This window comes from Vreelandella sp. 2A-K22, assembly GCF_054065485.1.
This window is the reverse complement of sequence record NZ_JBSUGC010000006.1, coordinates 80360-101845: the sequence shown is the minus strand read 5'-3', so window position 1 is coordinate 101845 and position 21486 is coordinate 80360. Positions and strand designations below refer to the sequence as shown.

The 21486-nt window shown below is 54.0% G+C and carries 16 protein-coding genes and 2 tRNA genes; 14 read left to right on the top strand and 4 right to left on the bottom strand.

The features are described from left to right. Positions 1–123: 123 nt before the first annotated feature. Positions 124–1578, top strand: coding sequence for a catalase (locus ACW17M_RS09835; RefSeq protein WP_457547330.1), 1455 nt, complete (start codon positions 124–126; stop codon positions 1576–1578). A gap of 46 nt (positions 1579–1624) precedes the next feature. On the opposite strand, the gene dusA is transcribed toward ACW17M_RS09835, so the two are convergent. Both dusA and ACW17M_RS09825 read right to left on the bottom strand, forming a co-directional pair. After that, positions 1625–2698: a tRNA dihydrouridine(20/20a) synthase DusA gene (dusA, locus tag ACW17M_RS09830; protein ID WP_457547329.1), complete on the bottom strand. Its 1074-nt coding sequence runs from the start codon at positions 2696–2698 to the stop codon at positions 1625–1627. 198 nt (positions 2699–2896) lie between these two features. Beyond that, a complete protein-coding gene (locus tag ACW17M_RS09825) occupies positions 2897–3703 on the bottom strand; it encodes a sulfite exporter TauE/SafE family protein (RefSeq protein WP_039859307.1) in 807 nt (268 codons plus the stop codon). A gap of 221 nt (positions 3704–3924) precedes the next feature. On the opposite strand from ACW17M_RS09825, the gene ACW17M_RS09820 reads away from it, so the two are divergent. Continuing rightward, on the top strand, positions 3925–4521 hold the full coding sequence (locus ACW17M_RS09820) for a hypothetical protein (RefSeq protein ID WP_427768785.1): 597 nt from the start codon (positions 3925–3927) through the stop codon (positions 4519–4521). 5 nt (positions 4522–4526) lie between these two features. Here ACW17M_RS09820 and ACW17M_RS09815 read toward each other — a convergent pair whose 3' ends face one another. Next, positions 4527–5051, bottom strand: coding sequence for a helix-turn-helix domain-containing protein (locus ACW17M_RS09815; RefSeq protein WP_176316289.1), 525 nt, complete (start codon positions 5049–5051; stop codon positions 4527–4529). A gap of 300 nt (positions 5052–5351) precedes the next feature. Between ACW17M_RS09815 and gltX the strand changes: the two genes are divergently transcribed. From gltX to ACW17M_RS09800, 3 genes are all read left to right on the top strand, one after another. After that, positions 5352–6836 carry a glutamate--tRNA ligase gene (gene gltX, locus ACW17M_RS09810; protein ID WP_009287292.1) on the top strand — a complete coding sequence of 495 codons (1485 nt, stop codon included), beginning with the start codon at positions 5352–5354 and terminating at the stop codon, positions 6834–6836. A 134-nt stretch (positions 6837–6970) separates the two neighbouring features. Then, positions 6971–7046, top strand: a tRNA-Ala gene (locus tag ACW17M_RS09805). Between the two features lie 48 nt (positions 7047–7094). Continuing rightward, positions 7095–7170 (top strand) — tRNA-Glu (locus tag ACW17M_RS09800). Between the two features lie 621 nt (positions 7171–7791). Here ACW17M_RS09800 and gltA read toward each other — a convergent pair. Next, the gene (gltA, locus tag ACW17M_RS09795; RefSeq protein WP_009287293.1) at positions 7792–9078 is read right to left on the bottom strand and encodes a citrate synthase; all 1287 of its coding nucleotides are present in this window, start codon (positions 9076–9078) and stop codon (positions 7792–7794) included. A gap of 501 nt (positions 9079–9579) precedes the next feature. Between gltA and sdhC the strand changes: the two genes are divergently transcribed. From sdhC to sucD, 9 genes are all read left to right on the top strand, one after another. Further along, positions 9580–9957 (top strand): succinate dehydrogenase, cytochrome b556 subunit, encoded by a 378-nt coding sequence (sdhC, locus tag ACW17M_RS09790; protein ID WP_196518187.1) that lies wholly within the window; start codon positions 9580–9582, stop codon positions 9955–9957. Continuing rightward, positions 9951–10298 carry a succinate dehydrogenase, hydrophobic membrane anchor protein gene (sdhD, locus tag ACW17M_RS09785; protein ID WP_022520469.1) on the top strand — a complete coding sequence of 116 codons (348 nt, stop codon included), beginning with the start codon at positions 9951–9953 and terminating at the stop codon, positions 10296–10298. Before sdhC ends, sdhD begins: the two co-directional genes overlap by 7 nt. Before the next feature lie 4 nt (positions 10299–10302). Then, positions 10303–12075, top strand: a complete 1773-nt coding sequence (sdhA, locus tag ACW17M_RS09780; RefSeq protein WP_022520468.1) for a succinate dehydrogenase flavoprotein subunit — start codon at positions 10303–10305, stop codon at positions 12073–12075. Positions 12076–12102: 27 nt separating this feature from the next. Next, a complete protein-coding gene (locus ACW17M_RS09775) occupies positions 12103–12813 on the top strand; it encodes a succinate dehydrogenase iron-sulfur subunit (RefSeq protein ID WP_009287296.1) in 711 nt (236 codons plus the stop codon). A gap of 388 nt (positions 12814–13201) precedes the next feature. Beyond that, positions 13202–16036, top strand: a complete 2835-nt coding sequence (locus tag ACW17M_RS09770) for a 2-oxoglutarate dehydrogenase E1 component (RefSeq protein WP_027959716.1) — start codon at positions 13202–13204, stop codon at positions 16034–16036. Positions 16037–16074: 38 nt separating this feature from the next. Continuing rightward, positions 16075–17649, top strand: coding sequence for a 2-oxoglutarate dehydrogenase complex dihydrolipoyllysine-residue succinyltransferase (gene odhB, locus ACW17M_RS09765; RefSeq protein WP_414120726.1), 1575 nt, complete (start codon positions 16075–16077; stop codon positions 17647–17649). A 126-nt stretch (positions 17650–17775) separates the two neighbouring features. Further along, entirely contained in the window at positions 17776–19215 is a 1440-nt protein-coding gene (gene lpdA / locus ACW17M_RS09760) for a dihydrolipoyl dehydrogenase (RefSeq protein WP_457547328.1), read from the top strand. A gap of 146 nt (positions 19216–19361) precedes the next feature. Beyond that, entirely contained in the window at positions 19362–20528 is a 1167-nt protein-coding gene (sucC, locus tag ACW17M_RS09755; protein ID WP_009287299.1) for an ADP-forming succinate--CoA ligase subunit beta, read from the top strand. Beyond that, positions 20528–21400 carry a succinate--CoA ligase subunit alpha gene (gene sucD, locus ACW17M_RS09750; protein WP_009287300.1) on the top strand — a complete coding sequence of 291 codons (873 nt, stop codon included), beginning with the start codon at positions 20528–20530 and terminating at the stop codon, positions 21398–21400. The genes sucC and sucD overlap by 1 nt, the downstream gene beginning before the upstream one ends. Positions 21401–21486 lie beyond the last annotated feature (86 nt).

The following is a 21486-nucleotide window of genomic DNA, read 5'->3' as shown; positions in this document are numbered from 1 at the left end:
TAAGGACGGGCTTTGTTAGCGGCTACTCAAAATGATAACACCCAAAACAAATAGCTAAGCTTTCATCGGACTCGAACGAGTGGCGATCAAACGCCACGTCTACCGTGACATGGAGGAAAAGCGATGACGAGCGATAAACCTAATCACACCACGACAGATGCGGGTATACCGGTCACCAGTGACGAACACTCGCTTACCATAGGACCCAACGGCCCGATTCTGCTCAACGATCACTACTTGATTGAGCAGATGGCAAACTTTAACCGTGAACGTATTCCCGAGCGTCAGCCTCACGCCAAAGGTGGCGGCGGTTTTGGGCGCTTTGAAGTGACTCATGATGTCAGCAAGTACACCAAGGCAGCCGTGTTCCAGCCGGGCACGACCACTGAAACACTGATGCGTTTCTCAACCGTGGCCGGCGAACGGGGTAGCCCGGACACATGGCGTGACCCGCGCGGGTTCTCGATCAAGTTCTACACCACAGAAGGCAACTTCGACATGGTGGGGAATAATACGCCGGTGTTCTTTGTTCGCGACCCGATGAAGTTTCAGCACTTTATCCGCTCGCAAAAGCGCCGCGCAGATACCAATCTTCGTGACCATGATATGCAGTGGGATTTCTGGACGCTGTCGCCTGAATCGGCTCACCAAGTGGCTTGGCTGATGGGGGATCGGGGTATCCCGAAAACCTGGCGTCATATGAACGGCTACTCCAGCCATACTTATATGTGGATCAACGCAGAGGGTGAGCGGTTTTGGGTCAAGTACCATTTTAAAACCGACCAGGGAATCGATTTCCTCACCCAGGAAGAAGCGGACAAAATGGCTGGCGCAGACGCTGACTACCATACCCGCGACCTCTATCAAGCCCTTAAAAATGGCGATCACCCCAGCTGGACGCTGAAAGTGCAGATCATGCCGTTTGAAGAGGCGAAGACCTACCGTTATAACCCCTTCGATCTGACCAAAGTGTGGCCCCATGCGGACTACCCGATGATTGAAGTGGGTAAACTCATCTTGGATCGTAATCCCACGGATTATCACACCGAGATCGAGCAAGCGGCATTTGAGCCCAATAATATGGTACCAGGTACCGGTTTAAGCCCTGATAAAATGCTGCTGGCGCGTGGGTTCTCCTACGCCGATGCCCACCGCGCGCGGCTTGGCGTGAACTATAAGCAGATCCCGGTGAATTCGCCGAAGTCGCCGGTGCACAGCTACACTAAAGATGGCGCGATGCGGGTGCAAAATGTCACCGACCCGGTTTATGCACCCAACTCGAAAGGCGGCCCCTCTGCCGATGCTGAGCGCTACCCTATGGATAACACCTGGGAAGTGAGTGATGACTTTGTGCGCACCGCCTACACCCTGCGCCGCGATGACGACGATTGGGGGCAGGCCCATACCCTGGTGCGTGAAGTGATGGATGACGCCCAGCGTGACCGTTTGGTGTCGAACGTTGTTGGTCATCTATCGGATGGTGTTACGGAGCCGGTGCTTCAGCGTGCGTTTGAGTATTGGCGCAATATTGACCAGGAAGTCGGCGACCGCATCGCTAAAGGCGTGAAAGGCGGCTAACGCGTGACTTTTTAAGCACACGGCGCGCCGTCCACACCTTCAACGCTTAAGCGGGAAGGGGGGCAGAAAGGGCGGCGGGCTGTGTGTCTTGAGCCTCTGGCTCACGCACTAAACTTAACGCTTCATCAAATAGGCGCAATCCTGCGCCTTCTTTATGGGCGTGTTCTGACAAATGACGCCGGAAGCGCCTGCCGCCGGGGCAACCCTGGAATAAACCCAGCAGGTGGCGGGTAATATGATTCAGCTTCGCGCCTTCATCCAAGCGCTGCTGAATATACGGCCGGAAAGCGTTCGCAGCATCCAAACGGCTCTCTGCCGGGCCTTGCTCACCAAACAACTGTTCATCGACACCAGCGAGCAGCCACGGGTTTTGATACGCCTCACGCCCCACCATCACGCTATCCACATGGGTAAGCTGCGCTTGGCACTCCGCCAGCGTTTTAATCCCGCCGTTAATGCCAATATGCAATTCAGGGCGGCTCTGCTTTAGACGATGAACACGGGGGTAGTTAAGCGGCGGCACATCGCGGTTCTGTTTAGGCGACAAACCCTGCAGCCACGCCTTACGGGCGTGAACGGTAAACACCTCGCAGCCTGCGTCAGCAACGATAGCGATAAACTGCTCAAGATCAGCGTCCTCATCCTGGTCATCAATACCAATACGGCACTTCACCGTGACCGGAATAGACACCGCAGCCTGCATTGCCCGCACTGCCTCTGCCACCTTTTCGGGGTAGCCCATCAAGCACGCGCCAATCAGGTTGTTCTGCACGCGGTCACTCGGGCAGCCGACGTTCAGGTTCACCTCGTCATAGCCCCAGGCTTCGGCAATCGCTGCGCACTCAGCCAGCTCACCGGCGTCGCTGCCGCCTAACTGCAGTGCAAGCGGATGCTCCACCTCGTTATAGCCCAAAAAGCGCTCACGGGGCGTCCCGTGCAAAATCGCACCGGTAGTGACCATCTCGGTATACAGCAGCGCACGCTTGGTTAAGGTGCGTGCTAGCGCTCTGTAATCGCGGGTTGTCCAGTCCATCATGGGCGCTACGGAGAAAGTTCTATCCAGCTCCGGGCGGACAATGCCAGACTTCATGCGGGTTTGCGCGGTTGTGTTATCATTCATAACTGTTCATATTTACAGTGGTTGAGCGGCGTTTTACATGGTTCGTTGGTACATATTTGGTACTTGAGCCGCTTTTGATTTGGTACATCTGAGAGGCAAGTATGGCAACGATTCGCAAGCGCCGTAAAAAGGACGGCAGTTTCTCATATACTGCCCATTTTAGCATTCCGAGAAAGGACCTTACGCTAAAGCCTGGGTTTAAGCAGTAAACACCGCATACACCATCTGCAGTGCCAGCCCCATCAGCATAAACGCGAATACTCGTTTGAGAAGTTTGACGGGCAGCCTATGCGCTAATTTTGCTCCGATGGGAGCCGTTAGGATACTGAAGGGCGCCATGAGCAGTAGCGCGGGCAGGTAAACGTAGCCGAGCGCTGCACTGGGCAGTCCTTGGATAGACCATCCGTTGATTATGTAGCCAAGTGCACCAGCAACTGCGATAGGGAGTCCTACGGCTGCTGAGGTGCCTATTGCTCGGGGTAGCATGACGTTACACCAGGTGAGGAAGGGCACTGTTAGTGAGCCACCGCCAATAGCAACGAGCGCGGAAATGCCACCGATGCCCAACCCCACACCGCTTACGCCGATAGGGCCGGGTAAGCCGCGGCTCGGTTTGGGCTTGATGTTTGCCAGCATCTGGAGCGACATTAGCACCATAAAGCAGGCGAAAAAGATGGCAAGGCCGCGGGTGGGCAGCAGCGCAGCGATAAAGGTCGCCAAAAAGGTGCCGATTAATATGCCAGGGGTAATAAAGCGCACGATGTCCCAGCGAACGGCTCCGTGCCGATGGTGGGAAAGCAGGCTAGCGGTAGAGGCGGGAATGATGGCCGCCATGGCGGTGCCTAAAGCCAAGTGGGCAAGGTGCTCGTGGGGCACGCCTTGGAGTACGAAAAGCGACGTCAGAATTGGCACCATAATGCCGCCGCCACCAATCCCCAATAAGCCCGCCATCAAGCCCACAAAACCGCCCAGTGCTATATAGGCCAACCACCAAATGATGTCCAAAGCCGCTGCTCCTAAAAGTGTCTTGTTAGCATGATAAGCATATTGTACCTGAAGCGGTGCCTGTCGCGGGGCCAATACAAGTATTCCACTGTGGTGGCGGCTATGCAGTGGTAAGCTGCTAGGAGCCTGTCAGACTGAATGCTGATCTACTGCAAATTCGTGTGCTTTTCGCGACGATCGGTCAAGCCTGACAGGCTCCGGGGCAATATTTTGGAGTGCATATGCGCAATGTATTAAGCAGTGTTGGTGTGTTGATGATATCCGTTGCGCTACTGGTAGGCTGTGGCGAAACAGACGAGCCGAGTGAGTCGGTATCAACTGCAGAACAAACATCAGCTCCTGAGCCCACAGCTGCTGAGATAGACGTGGCTGTGGCAGAAGAGGTGGCGCCTCTTGTCGTCGAGATAATGGCGCATGTATCGCTGCGCAGTGATCGGCGTTTAATGGTGGAAGGTGAGAGCAACTTGCCCGATGAAACGCTGGTACAGATTATTGTCGAACGCGAGATCAGCAGCGTGCGTTGGCGTGAGCGGACGCGTATAGAGAATGGCGTGTTCGCAGCGGGACCATTTGGCCCTGGCAGTGGCTTACCCGATGGTGGCTATATAGTACAGGTTGAGGTTTCCGAAGGCAGTGTGCAGCCGGAAGCCGTTCAAGCGCGTATTGGCCACGAGGGCCAGCACCTGGCGGGAGAGCTGGTAAATCAATCCCGCCATGGGCTGGGCCAAGTGGCCACCTACTCACGACGCTTCTTGGTGGGGAGTGAGCCAAGGCAAACGCGTGACCAGGTGGAGGTGCTAGAGAGTCCGGGGAGGTAGACGCTTTAGGCAGGATGCCAATGGGCTAGCAGTACTGCATGAATCGATGTGTCGCTTGGGGCTTTTGTGAAGTGCTCAATGACGAAACGATCGTCGCGTTGCACTACATAGTGGCCCGCTTTGTGAAACACATGGGTCGGCCCGAGTAGCAGAAGATCACCAGCATTAACGGGTGAAAAATCTGTACCTGGGCCGGGTGTTGCCATTACGCACGGTGCTTTCCAGTCGATGTTCAGCGGGAGGTGACTGGGCACTTTAATGGTCGTTGCCTGTACCTGTTCCCAGGGGAGGGGACCAGTATGGGTCAACGTTAATAGCTCGGGGGCGCTATCACCTTCCAATAGAGTTGCCAGGGAGCAGTCGAGTGCATCAGCGAGCGCCACAAGGCGTTCGTGACCGATCTGTTTGATCGCCCCAGATTCCCAATAAGAAATGGTGACATCTGACACGCCAACTTTGCGTGCGAGAGCAGCTTTGTTGAGCTTGGCCCTAAGCCGCAGTTGCTTGATACGTGAGCCTAGCGATTCCATTTCGTCTTCCTGATGATGAGCTAACAAGCTCGTTGAATGTCTTCCACTATAAATTTCTCTAATATAGATAGTGGAGCTATGAACATACTTTATTGGTCTATCTCAAGCTTGGGGTATGCACCCAAGATGTTGCTGCAGTGCCATACTAAGCGATTGTGCTTTAGCGCGCATTAGTGGACAAATAACGTTGAGTTAATTTCTCTGACGCTTTCTTGCGCTAGTCGTTCCCTGCGCGACGCTGTTGGTTGCGCCTAAGGTGCGTATAATATCGCCATGCATTTTTGCCAATAGGACGTTTTCATGACCGTACGTACTCGCATTGCACCTTCTCCCACAGGAGACCCCCACGTTGGCACGGCCTACATCGCGCTTTTTAACCTATGTTTTGCGCGTCAGCACGGTGGCCAATTCATTCTTCGTATTGAAGACACTGATCGGGTGCGCTCTACTCCTGAGTCGGAGCAGATGATTCTCGATTCACTGCGCTGGCTGGGTCTTGAGTGGGATGAAGGCCCGGATGTTGGCGGCCCCCACGGCCCTTATCGGCAAAGCGAGCGTGGCGATATATATGCTCAATACGCCCAGCAGTTGTTGGATGCCGGGCATGCATTTAAGTGTTACCGCACCAGTGAAGAGCTTGATGAACTGCGTGAAACCCGCAAGGCTGCGGGCTTGCACCTGGCATTGAAGCCTGCTGACTTAGCATTGGAGAGCCAGGAGCAAGCACGCCGTGAACAGGAAGGCTGGCCTTATGTAGTGCGCATGAATGTGCCTGCCGAAGGCGTTTGTGTGGTCAACGATATGCTGCGCGGTACGATTGAAGTGGAGTGGGCGCAGGTGGACGCGCAAATTCTGCTTAAATCAGACGGCATGCCCACTTATCACCTCGCCAATGTGGTCGACGATCATCTAATGGCGATCACCCATGTGCTGCGTGGGGAAGAGTGGATTAACTCCGCACCAAAGCACCAACTGCTGTATGAGTATTTTGGTTGGCAAATGCCGCAACTTTGTCACATGCCGTTGCTGCGCAACCCCGATAAATCCAAACTCTCTAAGCGCAAAAACCCGACCTCCATCAATTATTATCGTCGGATGGGCTTTTTACCCCAGGCCGTTACCAACTACTTGGGGCGGATGGGGTGGTCGATGCCTGATGAGCGCGAGAAATTCAGTCTACAAGAGATGATGGCGGAGTTTGACGTTCAGCGTGTCTCGTTAGGTGGCCCTGTATTTGATCTGGAGAAACTGACCTGGTTAAACGGTGTGTATATCCGTGAAGACCTGGATGATGATGCACTGTTGAGCGCACTGCGTGACTGGGCTTTCAATGAAGCTTACGTTAAGCAGATACTGCCGCAGGTGCGACCACGGGTAGAGACGCTCTCCCAGGTAATGCCGTTGGCAGGGCACTTCTTCTCTGGCCTTCCGGCGCTAACAAAAGCGTCGTTTGATAGCGTGAAGCTCGAGGAAGAGGAGCTGGTCAAACTGCTTCAGTTCCTTGTTTGGCGATTCGAGGGTGTTTCGGCTTGGCATAAAGAGGCGCTGTTGAACGAGGTGAAAACGCTGGCTGAGCACTTTGACTTGAAAATGAAAGCCTTTCTGGCGCCGGTGTTTATTGCCATTACCGGCAGCGCGTCCAGCACCTCAGTGATGGACGCCATGGCGATTCTGGGTTCAGACGTTACCCGGGCACGCCTGCGTAGTGCGATAGAGGTATTGGGCGGCGTCTCGAAAAAGCAGGCCAAGCGCTTTGAAAAAGAATTTCGTGAGATCGCTTCGTGAAATAGTTTAGTAAAATCAGCTAACCGCGCATGAGATAGCGCTAGCGCCAATTTCTCATCCTTAGGAAATTGGCGTTTTTTCTGTTGACGAAGGCCAGCGGAATCAGTATTATACGCTCCGTCTTCGCGACATGTGGGGCCTTAGCTCAGCTGGGAGAGCGCAACACTGGCAGTGTTGAGGTCAGCGGTTCGATCCCGCTAGGCTCCACCAATTAGTAGTACTTGTTATCAGTACCTTTCGCGAAGCAGCTCGATATACGTCCCATTCGTCTAGTGGTCTAGGACACCGCCCTTTCACGGCGGTAACAGGGGTTCGAACCCCCTATGGGACGCCACTAATTCAGCATCCCTCCCTAATCGTTTATTTCTCTGGCAATGAGTCTTCTCATTTGCTGGCTTTTTGTATTCCCGCTGTTCACAAAAGAGCTACAAATCGACAATTTTTGGACGATTTTGTGCTTGACTTGTCCACTTTTGCGATTCTGGCTTAAAGGTTGTGCACAACCCCTTGTTGTTGACGCAAAAAATCTTTAACAGAACGTAAGTCTTTAAAAAACAATGACTTACAGGAGGTTAAAAAATAACCAATTTAAGGCTGGCCCACTGCCCATGGCGATTTCGGGACGTTTTGAAGTGGTTGTGAACAGGGTTATCCACAGATAGTGTGGAAAACCTTGAGCAGGATCCAGAAGCAAAAAAGTCAAGCGATAATGGAGTCGAATTAGGCGTTTTTGAAGTCCTTCAATGTTGCATCCGGCTATCGCAGCGTCCTAGGCTCAGAAGGGGCAAGGGGTGGTCTCTAAGGGGAGAGCTTGCTCAAGGCACCTGGTAAGGTTAGTGAATGGTCGCGAGCGCATGTGGTGGTGCGTTGGTGGTCTATGAACCAGCGTTAATCAGCCCATACGCAAAAGGCCACCCGAAGGTGGCCTTTGATCGTACTGTCAAGCGGGGATGGTTTATTTTTTCGGATAGTCACGCTGGTCGTGGCCAATATAGAGCTGGCGCGGACGACCGATTTTGTAGCTTTCGCTGAGCATTTCGTGCCAATGCGAGATCCAGCCAATAGTGCGCGATACCGCGAAGATCACGGTGAACATATTGGTGGGGATACCCATGGCTTTCAAAATGATGCCTGAGTAGAAATCAACGTTCGGGTACAGCTTCCGCTCGATGAAGTACTCGTCTTCTAGGGCAATTTGCTCAAGACGCTTGGCGATTTTAAGCTGAGGGTCGTCGGCCATGCCGAGCTCTGCAAGTACTTCGTCGCAGGTCTCTTTCATTACCTTGGCGCGCGGGTCAAAGTTGCGATACACGCGGTGACCAAAGCCCATTAGCTTGAACGGGTCGTCCTTATCCTTGGCTTTATCAACAAAGCGCTGGATGTTCTCTTCGGAGTCTTCACCGATTTCGTCGAGCATAGCCAGCACGGCTTCGTTGGCGCCGCCGTGAGCGGGGCCCCAAAGTGCCGCGATACCTGCGCTAATACAAGCGAATGGGTTGGCCCCCGTGGAGCCTGCCAAGCGTACAGTCGAGGTAGAGGCGTTCTGCTCGTGATCCGCATGCAGCATGAAGATGCGATCCATGGCTTTCGCGTATACCGGGTTGATTTTGTACTCTTCGCAAGGGTTGCTGAACATCATGTAGAGGAAGTTCTCTGCATAGGTCAGATCGTTGCGCGGGTAGTTAAAGGGCTGACCCACATTATACTTATGGGACATTGCCGCCAGGGTAGGCATCTTGGCGATCAGGCGGATCGCGCTGATCACGCGATCTTCCTCTTGAGTGATGTCCATGTGGTCGTGATAGAAGGCCGCTAAGCCGCCCACTACACCGCACAAAATAGACATCGGGTGGGCATCGCGGCGGAACCCTTTAAAGAAGTTGTTGATCTGATCGTGAACCATGGTGTGGTTACGAATGCGCGATTCAAAATCCGCGTACTGCTCGTCGTTGGGTAACTCACCAAACAGCAGGGTGTAGCACACTTCTACGAAATTGGACTCTTTGGCCAGTTGATCAATCGGGTAGCCGCGGTGTAGCAGCACGCCCTTGCCGCCATCAATATAAGTGATGGCAGACTGGCAGGAAGAGGTGGCCATAAAGCCGGGGTCGTAGGTGAACAGGCCTTCAGCGCCTAAACCGCGTACGTCGATGACGTCGGGGCCAAGTGTGCCGGAATACATGGGTAGCTCGATCGGTTTATCCAGACCGTCTACCGTCAATGTCGCTTTCCTGTCAGCCATGCTGGCCTCCTTTCGAATTCGGGTTGGGACGTAAAGTCATTGCTGCGCATACCGCGCCGGCGAAAAGGCTTGCCCACTATAGAAGTGTGCGACATTTTGTCAATTAGCCTAAGCGCTAGCTGCAGGTTGTACAAATATTGTTGCTTTGAATAGTTTTTGTATACGATGAAAAAGCCTACATTATGGCGAAGCGTCAGAAGATTGACGATAGGCTAACATGATATGTTAACAGGCTTATCAAATTGCTAATCTACTGTCACTATAACCATGCTGCAGCGCAAAATCGACTCAGGATGCGGACAATTTTCTTGCACCATAGTCGAGTTAGGGCTGAGTTCGGTTTGTAAGCGAGGGCGAAGGTTCTTATAATCCACGGCGCGCGACCGGCAGGTAGGTGGTCGTGCCCGACTTGGCAACGGCCGAGCCCCTTCCAGCAACCACCGCCCGCTCGGGCCATGCCCGACCTGTCGCAGAGCGGGCCAAGAGAGTGTGTACAAAGCCGTGAATAGCAAACGACCCGTAAACCTAGACCTTACTACGATACATTTCCCACTGCCGGCGCTGACGTCGATCACACACCGCATCACGGGTGTCATCCTGTTCGTTGGCCTGATTTTCGCTTTTTGGGCGCTGGGCAAGTCCTTGTCATCTCCTGCGGGTTTCGACGCCGTTAGCGATGCACTGGCCAATAATTTTTTGGCTAAGTTGATTGCTTGGGGGTTGTTATCCGCACTGGCATTCCACTTTGTAGCAGGTATCAAGCACCTGCTGATGGATGCCGATATTGGGGTAACCCTTGAGGGTGGCGTTAAAAAAGCGCAGATCACCGTCGTGGTCAGCGCTGTTCTGATTATTCTGGCAGGAGTTTGGGTATGGTAACTAACATTACAAGTTTTGGCCGTAGTGGGCTTTCTGACTGGCTGATGCAGCGCGTTTCTGCTGTTATTTTGGCCCTCTACACGGTCTTTATCGTTGCCTTTCTGCTGTTTAATCCGAACCTCGATTACTACACGTGGAGCGGTCTGTTCAGCCAGACGTGGATGCGGATTTTCTCGCTACTGGCGTTCGTCGCCTTAGCCGCACACGCCTGGATTGGTCTGTGGACCGTCACCACCGACTATCTCAAGTCCACTCGCCTGCGCGTGGGTGTCCAAGCTGTCATCATCTTGGGCATTTTCGTGTACTTGGTGTGGGGCATTCAAATTCTGTGGGGAGCTTGATTACATGTCTAATCTGCGTAGCCTGACGTTTGACGCCATTATTATTGGTGGCGGTGGCTCTGGCCTGCGAGCCGCTCTGGAGCTGGCGAAGTCCGGCAAAAAGACGGCCGTGTTATCGAAAGTTTTCCCGACCCGCTCTCACACCGTTTCTGCCCAGGGTGGTATTACCTGCGCGATTGCGTCCGATGACCCGAATGATGACTGGCGCTGGCATATGTACGACACCGTTAAAGGCGGCGATTATATCGCTGACCAGGACGCGGCGGAGTATATGTGTTCTGAAGGCCCGAAAGCGGTATTCGAGCTCGAGCATATGGGCTTGCCGTTCTCGCGTTTAGATAACGGTCGCATTTATCAGCGCCCGTTTGGCGGTCAGTCGAAGAACTTCGGTGAAGGTGGCCAGGCGGCTCGTACCTGTGCCGCTGCTGACCGTACCGGCCACGCGCTGTTGCACACCCTTTACCAGAATAATTTGAAGAACAATACCGTGTTCCTCAATGAGTGGTATGCGGTGGATTTAGTCAAAAATGCCAGCGGTGATGTGGTCGGCTGTATCGCCATGTGTATCGAGACGGGCGAAGTGGTTCACATTAAGTCCAAGGCCACAGTATTAGCTACTGGTGGTGCAGGCCGTATTTATGCTTCCACAACCAATGCGTTGATTAACACCGGTGACGGTATTGGCATGGCGCTGCGTGCGGGCTTCCCGATGCAAGACATGGAAATGTGGCAGTTCCACCCGACCGGTATTTACGGTGCGGGCACGCTGGTCACAGAAGGCTGCCGCGGTGAGGGTGGCTACCTGATCAACAAAGACGGCGAACGCTTTATGGAGCGTTATGCGCCGAATGCCAAAGATTTGGCGGGCCGTGACGTTGTAGCCCGTTCGATGGTCATGGAAATTCTGGAAGGTCGTGGCTGTGGCGAGAAGGGCGATCACGTCTTCTTGAAGCTTGATCACCTGGGTGAAGAAGTACTTGGTAAGCGCCTACCCGGTATCGTTGAGCTCTCCAAGACGTTTGCTCACATCGATCCGGCAAAAGACCCGATCCCGGTCGTACCGACCTGCCATTACATGATGGGCGGTATTCCGACCAATATTCATGGTCAGGCGATTACCATGGACGAAAGCGGTAACGATCATATCGTTAACGGCCTGTTTGCCTGTGGTGAAGCAGCGTGTGTTTCTGTTCACGGTGCTAACCGCTTGGGCGGTAACTCGCTACTTGATCTAGTGGTCTTCGGTCGTGCTGCAGGCATGTTTATTGAAGGCGCGCTGAACGAAGGCATTGAGTACCTGGACGCTTCCGAGTCTGACATTGAGTCGGCCATGAAGCGGATCACGCGCTGGAATGAGTCTGAGGGTGGTGAAAGTATTCCTGAGCTGAAAGCTGAGCTTCAGGAAATCATGCAGACCTCCTTCGGCGTATTCCGCGAAGAGAAAAACATGCTGGAAGGCGTCGACAAGCTAGCGCTGCTGCGCGAGCGCATCGCCAATGCCTACTTGCCTGACAAGTCCAATGCCTTCAACACTGCCCGTGTAGAAGCACTGGAACTTGATAACTTGATGGAAGTGGCTGAAGCGACGGCGATCGCTGCCCTAGAGCGTAAAGAGAGCCGCGGCGCCCACTCGCGTTACGACTATCCAGACCGTGATGACGTCAACTGGCTGAAGCACTCGCTCTTCTTCCCAGCGACGAAAGAGCTGAAAAAACGCGACGTTAACTTCAAGCCGAAAACCGTTGATACGTTCGAGCCTAAGGTTCGTACCTACTAAACGCCGCATAGACGAGAGGGAGTCACTATGTCCAATCTTCAGGTATCCGTATACCGCTACAATCCGGAAACCGACTCCGCACCTTACATGCAGGAGTTTCAGGTCGATACTAAAGGCCGCGATGTGATGGTGCTGGATGTTCTTCATATGATGAAGGAACAAGACAGCGGTTTGGCGTTTCGTCGCAGCTGCCGTGAAGGCGTCTGCGGTTCAGATGGCATGAACATGAACGGCAAAAACGGCTTGGCATGTATCACGCCGCTGTCAGACGTTGTCAAAAACAACAAGCTGACCCTGCGCCCGCTGCCGGGCCTGCCGGTTATTCGCGATATGGTCGTGGATATGGGGCTGTTCTATAAGCAGTACGAGCGTATTCAGCCGTACCTGCAGAACGATACGCCTGCACCGGCCATTGAGCGTCTGCAGTCGCCAGAAGAGCGCGACAAGCTAGATGGCTTGTATGAGTGTATTCTATGTGCATGCTGTTCAACGTCTTGCCCGTCGTTCTGGTGGAACCCCGAGAAGTTTGTCGGCCCGGCCGGTTTGCTGCAGTCTTACCGCTTCCTGGCCGATTCACGTGACACGGCTACCAGCGAACGGTTGAGCAACCTGGAAGATCCGTTCTCGGTGTTCCGTTGCCGTGGCATCATGAACTGTGTAGCGGTGTGCCCAAAAGGGCTCAACCCTACCCGGGCAATTGGTAAAATTCGCGAAATGTTACTCGCTGATGCTACCTAAGCCTATGACATCTTAGTAAAAAAGCGCCTGCCACTTAAGTTGGGTGATAATGCCACTTAAATCATGGCGCTTCGCTTGTTATCATAGGGTTTGTCAGGCGGTGCGGCGTCACGTCGCACTGCTGATCAGACAAGTTTGAAAGCCGGTGCCTGGGGTACCGGCTTTCGAGCATGAACTGAAGACGAAACATCGTATGACCGCTAGAAACACAGTATGACCGCTAGATGCGACATAAAGTGTGAGATGAAGAATAGCTAGACGAACAGGGTTTCCGGCCGTTGGCCGGCGCCGCCGGCAAATGTCCCGCCCCGCCGGCAGGGCAATAGCGATGTCGCCGCATGTTTGCGACGATACCGATACCACCCCATCAGTGCAGGGTGACCGAGAGATGCAACAAGGCATAATGGAGTTGATGTGGCGTTCCTCTCACGTTAGTGGCGGCAATGTTCACTACGTGGAAGCGCTTTACGAGCAGTACCTCGCCGATCCTGAGTCTGTCCCTGACGAATGGCGCAGCTATTTTGATGAGTTGCCGCGCCCCGAGGGCAGTGCCTCCCACGATGTTCCACTTAGCCCCGTGCGTGATCAGTTCTACCAGTTGGGGCGCGAAAGTCGCCCGGGCCGGGTAGTCGCCGCTGCCGATAGCGGTGAAAACAAAAAGCAGGTAAAAGTCCTGCAACTGATCAACGCTTACCGCTTCCGTGGCCATCAAAAGGCCAATATCGACCCGCTAGGGCTGCGTAATCCCACCCCCGTCCCCGATCTCGATCTGTCCTTTCATCAGCTTTCAAAAGCTGATCTGGATACCGAGTTCCAAACCGGTTCTTTCTTTTTAGGTATCGACAAAGCGCCACTGCGTGACATCGTAGATGCGTTGGAGCGTACTTACTGCCGCTCCATCGGCTGCGAGATCATGCATATCGTCGATACGGAAGAGAAACGCTGGCTACAACGGCGTTTTGAGTCGGTACGCAGTGCGCCTGATTTCAGTGCCGACGTGCGCAAGCACGTGCTGGAGCGTTTGACGGCCGCCGAAGGTTTGGAGAATTACCTGGCATCCAAGTATCCAGGTACCAAGCGTTTCGGTCTTGAAGGCGGCGAATCGTTTGTGCCGATGATGGACGAGCTTATCCAGCGTGCTGGCGGTTATGGCACCAAGGAAGTGGTCATCGGTATGGCGCACCGTGGTCGACTCAATCTGCTAGTCAATATTCTGGGTAAAAACCCAGCTGACTTGATTGATGAGTTCGACGGCAAGAAAGTCATCGAGCGTGGCTCAGGTGATGTGAAGTACCACCAGGGTTTCAGTTCGAACGTCATGTCCCCGGGCGGCGAAGTCCATTTGGCGATGTCGTTTAACCCGTCGCACCTGGAAATTGTCGCGCCTGTCGTAGAGGGTTCGGTGCGTGCCCGCCAAGATCGCCGTAACGACGAAGAGGGCAGTAAAGTACTGCCGATCAACGTCCACGGTGATGCGGCGTTTGCCGGTCAAGGCGTGGTGATGGAGACATTCCAGATGTCTCAGACCCGTGCTTATAAAACCGGTGGCACCGTCCATATTGTGATTAACAACCAAGTGGGCTTCACCACCTCGCATCCGCTGGATGCACGCTCTACCGAATACTGCACTGATATTGCCAAGATGGTTCAAGCGCCTATTTTTCATGTCAATGGCGATGACCCGGACGCAGTGCTGCACGCCACCCAAGTCGCTCTCGACTATCGCCAGCAGTTCAAAAAAGATGTGGTGATCGATCTCGTTTGCTACCGTCGCCGTGGCCACAACGAAGCTGACGAGCCGTCAGGCACGCAGCCGATGATGTATTCCAAGATCAAAGATCACCCTTCTGCGCGCTCGCTGTACGCCAAGCGCTTGGTTGATCAGGGCGTGCTCTCTGAAGAGTCCGCTAAAGCGATGATCGAAACCTATCGTGATGACCTCGTGGCAGGCAACCACGTTGCCAATGCACTGGTGCAAGAGCCCAACGCTTCTCTGTTCGTTGACTGGGCGCCTTACCTGGGTCACGAATGGTCTGGTGATGCCGACACGACGTTTGATATGAAGCGTCTGCAGCAGTTAGCGGCTCGCATGTGTGAAGTGCCGGACGGCGTCGAAGTGCAGCGTCAGGTGGCCAAGATTTATGAAGACCGGCGTAAAATGCAGGCTGGTGGTTTGGCACTTAACTGGGGCTTTGCGGAAACGCTAGCCTACGCCACGCTGCTAGAGCAGGGGCATCCGATCCGGATTACCGGGCAAGACGTTGGGCGCGGTACTTTCTCCCACCGTCATGCGGTGGTGCATAATCAGAAAGATGGCACTACCTATGTTCCGCTGCAGAATATGGCCGATGGTCAGCCGCGTTTCACCATTCATGACTCCTTCCTTTCGGAAGAAGCAGTGTTGGCATTTGAGTACGGCTACTCAACCACTGCGCCGAATGACTTGGTGATCTGGGAAGCTCAGTTTGGTGACTTCTTTAATGGCGCCCAGGTGGTCGTGGATCAGTTCATCTCGTCGGGTGAAACGAAGTGGGGCCGGGTGTGTGGTTTAACCATGCTGTTGCCACACGGCTACGAAGGCCAGGGCCCGGAGCACTCTTCGGCGCGTTTGGAGCGCTTCCTGCAAATGTGTGCTGAGCACAATATGCAGGTCTGCGTACCCACCACGCCCGCACAGATTTATCATCTACTGCGTCGTCAGGTGATTCGCCCGCTGCGCAAACCGCTGGTGGTGATGACACCTAAATCGCTGCTGCGTCATAAAGAAGCGATTTCGAGCCTTGAAGATCTCGCTCACGGTAAGTTCCATATGGTACTCGCCGACCAGGCAGATCTGGCGCCTAAGAAGGTCACACGCGTTGTGCTATGTGCTGGCAAGGTCTACTACGACTTAGCCGCTTGGCGCGCTGAGAATGAGCGTCATGACACGGCAGTTGTGCGTATTGAGCAGCTATACCCCTTCCCGAAAGAAGAGCTTCTGGAAGCGCTGCAAGACTATACCAACGTAGAAGATATTGTGTGGTGCCAGGAAGAGCCGCTTAATCAGGGCGCTTGGTACTCCAGCCAGCACAATATGCGTGCAGTGGCCGACATGCTGAAAGATGGCCTTGGTCGCGAGTTGAAATTTGCAGGACGTCCTGCCTCTGCTGCTCCAGCAGCTGGCTATATGTCCGTCCACACTGAACAGCAGCGCCAGCTGGTGGAAGACGCTTTTAATTTATAAGCGACCACCGGATTTAGAGAACATATAAGGGAAACGACATGGCTACTGAGATCAAAGCGCCAACCTTTCCGGAATCCGTTGCCGAAGGCACAGTGGCGGCGTGGCATAAAAAGCCGGGTGACAGCGTTGAGCGTGACGAGCTGATTGTTGAGATCGAAACCGACAAAGTGGTGCTGGAAGTCGTCGCACCGGAAGCGGGAACCCTGACCGACGTAATGGCCGAAGAGGGCGATACGGTTGCGTCAGAACAGGTGCTGGGCAAAATCGGCGAAGGCAGCGCGTCTGGCAGCAAAAAAGAAGAGAAATCTTCGGGCGATGACAGCGCTGAAAAATCCGAAGAGAAGTCTGAAGGTAAGAAAGAAGAGAAAAAAGCCAGCGGTGGCGGCAAGCAACACGACGTAAAAGCCCCCAGCTTCCCTGAGTCAATCCAGGAAGGCACCGTGGCGACCTGGCACAAAAAAGTCGGTGAAGCGGTCAAGCGCGATGACGTGCTGGCCGACATCGAAACCGATAAGGTTGTGCTGGAAGTGGTCGCTCCGGCCGATGGCGCCCTGGCTGAAATTAAAGCCGAAGAGGGTAGCCAGGTTGAATCTGAAGCGATTCTTGCGACCTTCACCGAAGGGGCCGGTGGCGACAGTGGAAGCGAAAGCGGTGGCGATTCAGCGTCCGCTAAAGCAGACAGCAGCGATGGCGATGGCGCCGACGAGAAAGTCGGTGACAAAATCCTCGCTCCGGCCGCACGTAAAATGGTTGCCGAGCATGACCTGGACGTTGCCAAGATTGAAGGCACCGGCAAAGGTGGCCGCATCTTGAAAGAAGACGTTCAGAAAGCGGTCAAAGACGGTTCTGCCAAGAAAGCAGCAAAATCGTCTGCACCAGCGAAAGCTGCCGCGGCACCAGCTGCCGAAGGTGAGCGCATCGAGAAGCGCGTACCGATGAGCCGTCTGCGTCAGACCATCGCCAAGCGCCTGGTTCAGGCGCAGCAAACCGCGGCGATGCTGACTACCTACAACGAAGTGGACATGACCGAGATCATGGCCCTCCGTGCGCAGTACAAAGAGACGTTCTTAAAAGCTCACGACATTAAGCTGGGCTTTATGGGCTTCTTTGTAAAAGCGGCTTCAGAAGCGCTCAAGCGGTTCCCGGACGTTAACGCCTCTATCGACGGCACCGACATCGTTTATCACGGTTATCAGGATATCGGCGTTGCGGTATCCACTGACCGTGGTTTGGTTGTACCGGTACTGCGTGACACCGACAGCATGAAAATCGCTGACGTCGAGCGCAAGATTGTCGACTTCGGCAAGCGTGGTCGTGACGGTAAGCTGGGCATGGACGACATGATCGGCGGCACCTTTACCATCACCAACGGCGGTACCTTTGGCTCGTTGATGTCCACCCCGATCATCAACCCGCCGCAAACTGCCATTCTGGGCATGCACAAAATCCAGGATCGTCCGATGGCCATCAACGGCAAGGTCGAGATTCGCCCGATGATGTATCTGGCGCTCTCTTATGACCACCGTATGATCGACGGCAAAGACGCCGTTCAATTCTTGGTCACCTTGAAAGAATTGCTGGAAGACCCGGCACGTCTACTGCTGGATATCTAAAAAAGCATAAGCGTCATATTGATTTAGTACGCTTCTGCTTAACCAGGATATATCTGCAATCGTACACAGCCTTCCGCCCGGTTCGAGTTAAAGCGGGCGGAAGGCCAGCAAGCTAGAGGAGCCAACATGGCTGATAAGTTTGATGTGATCGTTATTGGTGCCGGCCCTGGCGGTTACGTCGCCGCCATTCGTGCCGCACAGATGGGCCTAAAAACGGCCTGTGTCGAAAAATGGGTTAACAAGGAAGGTAAGACAGTTCACGGCGGCACTTGCCTAAACGTGGGCTGTATTCCCTCGAAGGCCTTGCTGGAAACCTCGCACAAGTTTGTTGAGGCCCGTGACCATTACGCCGAGATTGGTATTGAAATCAGCGATGTGTCAACGAACATTGCCAAGATGCTTGAGTTCAAGGATCAGGTCATCTCCAAGAACGTCGGCGGTATTAGCGCGTTGTTCAAAGCCAATGGTGTTACCGCCCTTGAAGGCACCGGCAAAGTAGTCGCGTCTAAGCAGGTCGAAGTTACTGGCCATGATGGTGAAAAAGCCACCTATGACGCTGACAACATTGTTATCGCAGCGGGCTCTGTGCCGGTTGAGATTCCGCCGACCCCGATGACCGAAGGCTTGATCGTTGACTCTAGTGGTGCACTTGAATTTACCGAGGCACCTAAGCGTCTGGGTGTGATTGGGGCTGGCGTCATCGGTCTCGAACTGGGCAGTGTGTGGAGTCGCCTGGGCAGTGAAGTCACTATGCTTGAAGCCATGGACACCTTCCTGCCGATGGTGGATACCGCCATCGCCAAGGAGACCCAGAAGCTACTCAAGAAGCAGGGCCTGGATATCAAACTCGGCGCTCGTGTGACCGGTTCGGAAGTCAAAGGCGAAGAAGTCGTTGTGAAGTACAGCGATGCCAACGGCGAACAAGAGATGACCTTTGACAAGCTCATCGTTTGTGTTGGCCGTCGCCCCTACACCAAAGGCGTAATTGACGAAGGCGTTAGCGTTGAGTTGGATGAGCGTGGCTTTATCTTTGTCGATGACCAGTGCCGTACCAACGTCCCGGGCATTTATGCTATCGGCGACTGTGTACGCGGCCCAATGCTGGCGCATAAAGCCTCTGAAGAAGGCGTTATGGTGGCCGATATTATCGCTGGCCATAAGGCTGAGATGAATTATGACGCTATTCCTAGCGTGATCTATACCGCACCAGAAGTGGCTTGGGTCGGTATTAACGAGCAGGAAGCCAAGGCTGCTGGAATTGAGATTAAAACGGGTTCTTTCCCGTTTGCAGCTAACGGTAGGGCGCTCGCCAACAACGCTTCAGATGGCATGGCTAAGATCATCGCTGATGCGGAAACTGACCGCATTCTCGGTATGCACATTGTGGGTCAACACGCTGGCGAATTGATTGCCCAGGGTGTGATTGCCATGGAGTTCGGCTCCAGCGCTGAGGATTTGGCATTGACGTGTTATGCGCACCCAACGACAGCTGAAGCAATTCACGAAGCAGCACTCGCGGTAGATGGTCACGCGATTCATATGGCCAATCGCAAGAAGCGTAAGTAATTTAGTTAAACAACGAAGCGCCACCTTTTAAGGGTGGCGCAAACTTTCGGCTTTGTCTTAATCCACAAAGATCGAAAGAACGGGGATGACCAGTTTTTTAGAAACTGATCATCGTTCGAGTCACATGCAACCAATGGCATGAATCGATGAATCTTCACGAGTATCAAGGTAAACAGCTGTTTGCCGACTATGGTCTACCAGTGTCTAAAGGCTTTGCAGTCGACACGCCCGAAGAAGCGGAAGAGGCTTGCAAAAAAATCGGTGGTGACATGTGGGTGGTTAAAGCCCAGGTTCACGCCGGTGGCCGTGGTAAAGCGGGTGGCGTTAAGCTGATTAAAGACCCGGCTGAAGCCAAAACATTTGCAGAGCAGTGGCTGGGTAAAAACCTGGTAACCTTCCAGACTGACGAAAAAGGTCAGCCGGTTGCCAAGATTTTGGTTGAGACCTGCACTGACATCGCCGATGAGCTGTATCTCGGTGCCGTGGTTGACCGTACTACCCGTCGTGTGGTCTTTATGGCCTCCACCGAAGGTGGTGTCGAGATCGAGACGGTTGCAGAAGAGACGCCGGAAAAGATTCTCAAAGCCGAAATCGATCCGCTGGTCGGCGCGCAGCCGTACCAAGCGCGTGAGCTAGCCTTTGAGCTGGGCCTGAAGGGCGACCAGATCAAGCAGTTCACCAAGATTTTCCTGGGTCTGTCTCAGTTGTTCCACGACAAAGACCTGGCGCTGTTGGAAATTAACCCGCTGGTCGTCACTGAAGAAGGCAATCTGCACTGCCTCGACGCCAAACTGGGTCTGGATAGCAACGCTCTATACCGTCACCCTGACCTGCAGGCCATGCGTGATCCTTCGCAAGAAGATCAGCGTGAAGCCGATGCGGCGAAGTGGGAACTTAACTATGTCGCGCTTGATGGCAACATCGGCTGCATGGTTAACGGCGCAGGTTTGGCCATGGGTACCATGGACATCGTCAACCTGAGCGGCGGCAAGCCCGCTAACTTCTTGGACGTTGGCGGCGGCGCCACCAAGGAGCGCGTGGCAGAAGCGTTCAAAATCATCCTGTCTGACGACAATGTTAAAGCCGTACTGGTTAACATTTTCGGCGGTATCGTTCGTTGCGACATGATTGCTGAAGGCATTATCGGTGCCGTTGAGCAAGTGGGTGTCAACGTACCGGTTGTCGTACGTCTGGAAGGTAACAACGCCGAGCTGGGTGCTGAAAAACTAGCATCTAGCGGTTTGAACATCATCGCGGCTACCAGTCTGACCGACGCGGCTCAGCAGGTCGTTAAAGCGGCGGAGGGCAAGTAATGAGCATCCTGATCGATAAGAACACCAAGGTCATCTGCCAGGGCTTTACCGGTGGCCAAGGCACGTTCCACTCCGAGCAGGCGATTGCCTACGGTACGCAAATGGTCGGTGGTGTTACGCCGGGTAAAGGCGGCCAGGAGCACCTCGGTCTGCCCGTTTTCAACACCGTGAAAGAAGCGGTAGCGAAAACCGGCGCGGAAGCCAGCGTTATCTACGTACCGGCGCCGTTCTGTAAAGACTCGATCCTTGAAGCGGCGAATGCCGGTATCAAGCTGATTGTGTGCATCACTGAAGGCATCGCCACGCTGGATATGCTCGAAGCCAAAGTGAAGTGCGACGAGCTGGGCGTACGTCTGATCGGCCCCAACTGCCCAGGTGTTATCACCCCAGGCGAATGTAAAATCGGCATCATGCCGGGCCACATTCATCAGCCGGGCCGTGTCGGTATCGTATCGCGCTCTGGTACCTTGACCTATGAAGCCGTTAAGCAGACCACTGATCACGGTTTTGGTCAGTCTACCTGTGTGGGCATCGGCGGCGACCCGATTCCGGGCTCTAACTTCATCGACATTCTTGAGATGTTCGAGAAAGACCCGAAAACCGAAGCTATCGTCATGATCGGCGAAATCGGTGGCACGGCTGAAGAAGAAGCGGCGGCTTACATCAAAGCTAACGTTTCCAAGCCCGTGGTTTCCTACATTGCCGGTGTTACTGCACCTCCTGGCAAGCGTATGGGCCACGCGGGCGCGATCATCTCTGGCGGTAAAGGCACCGCTGACGAGAAGTTTGCTGCTCTAGAAGACGCTGGTGTTAAAACCGTGCGCTCTTTGGCTGAAATCGGTGATGCGCTGAAAGAAGTGACTGGCTGGTAAGCCATTGACGTTTAGCTGCACGCTATAAGGGCGCCCCGAGGGGCGCCCTTATTCATTTCTGCACATTTAATGTTGTTCTGGCTAAT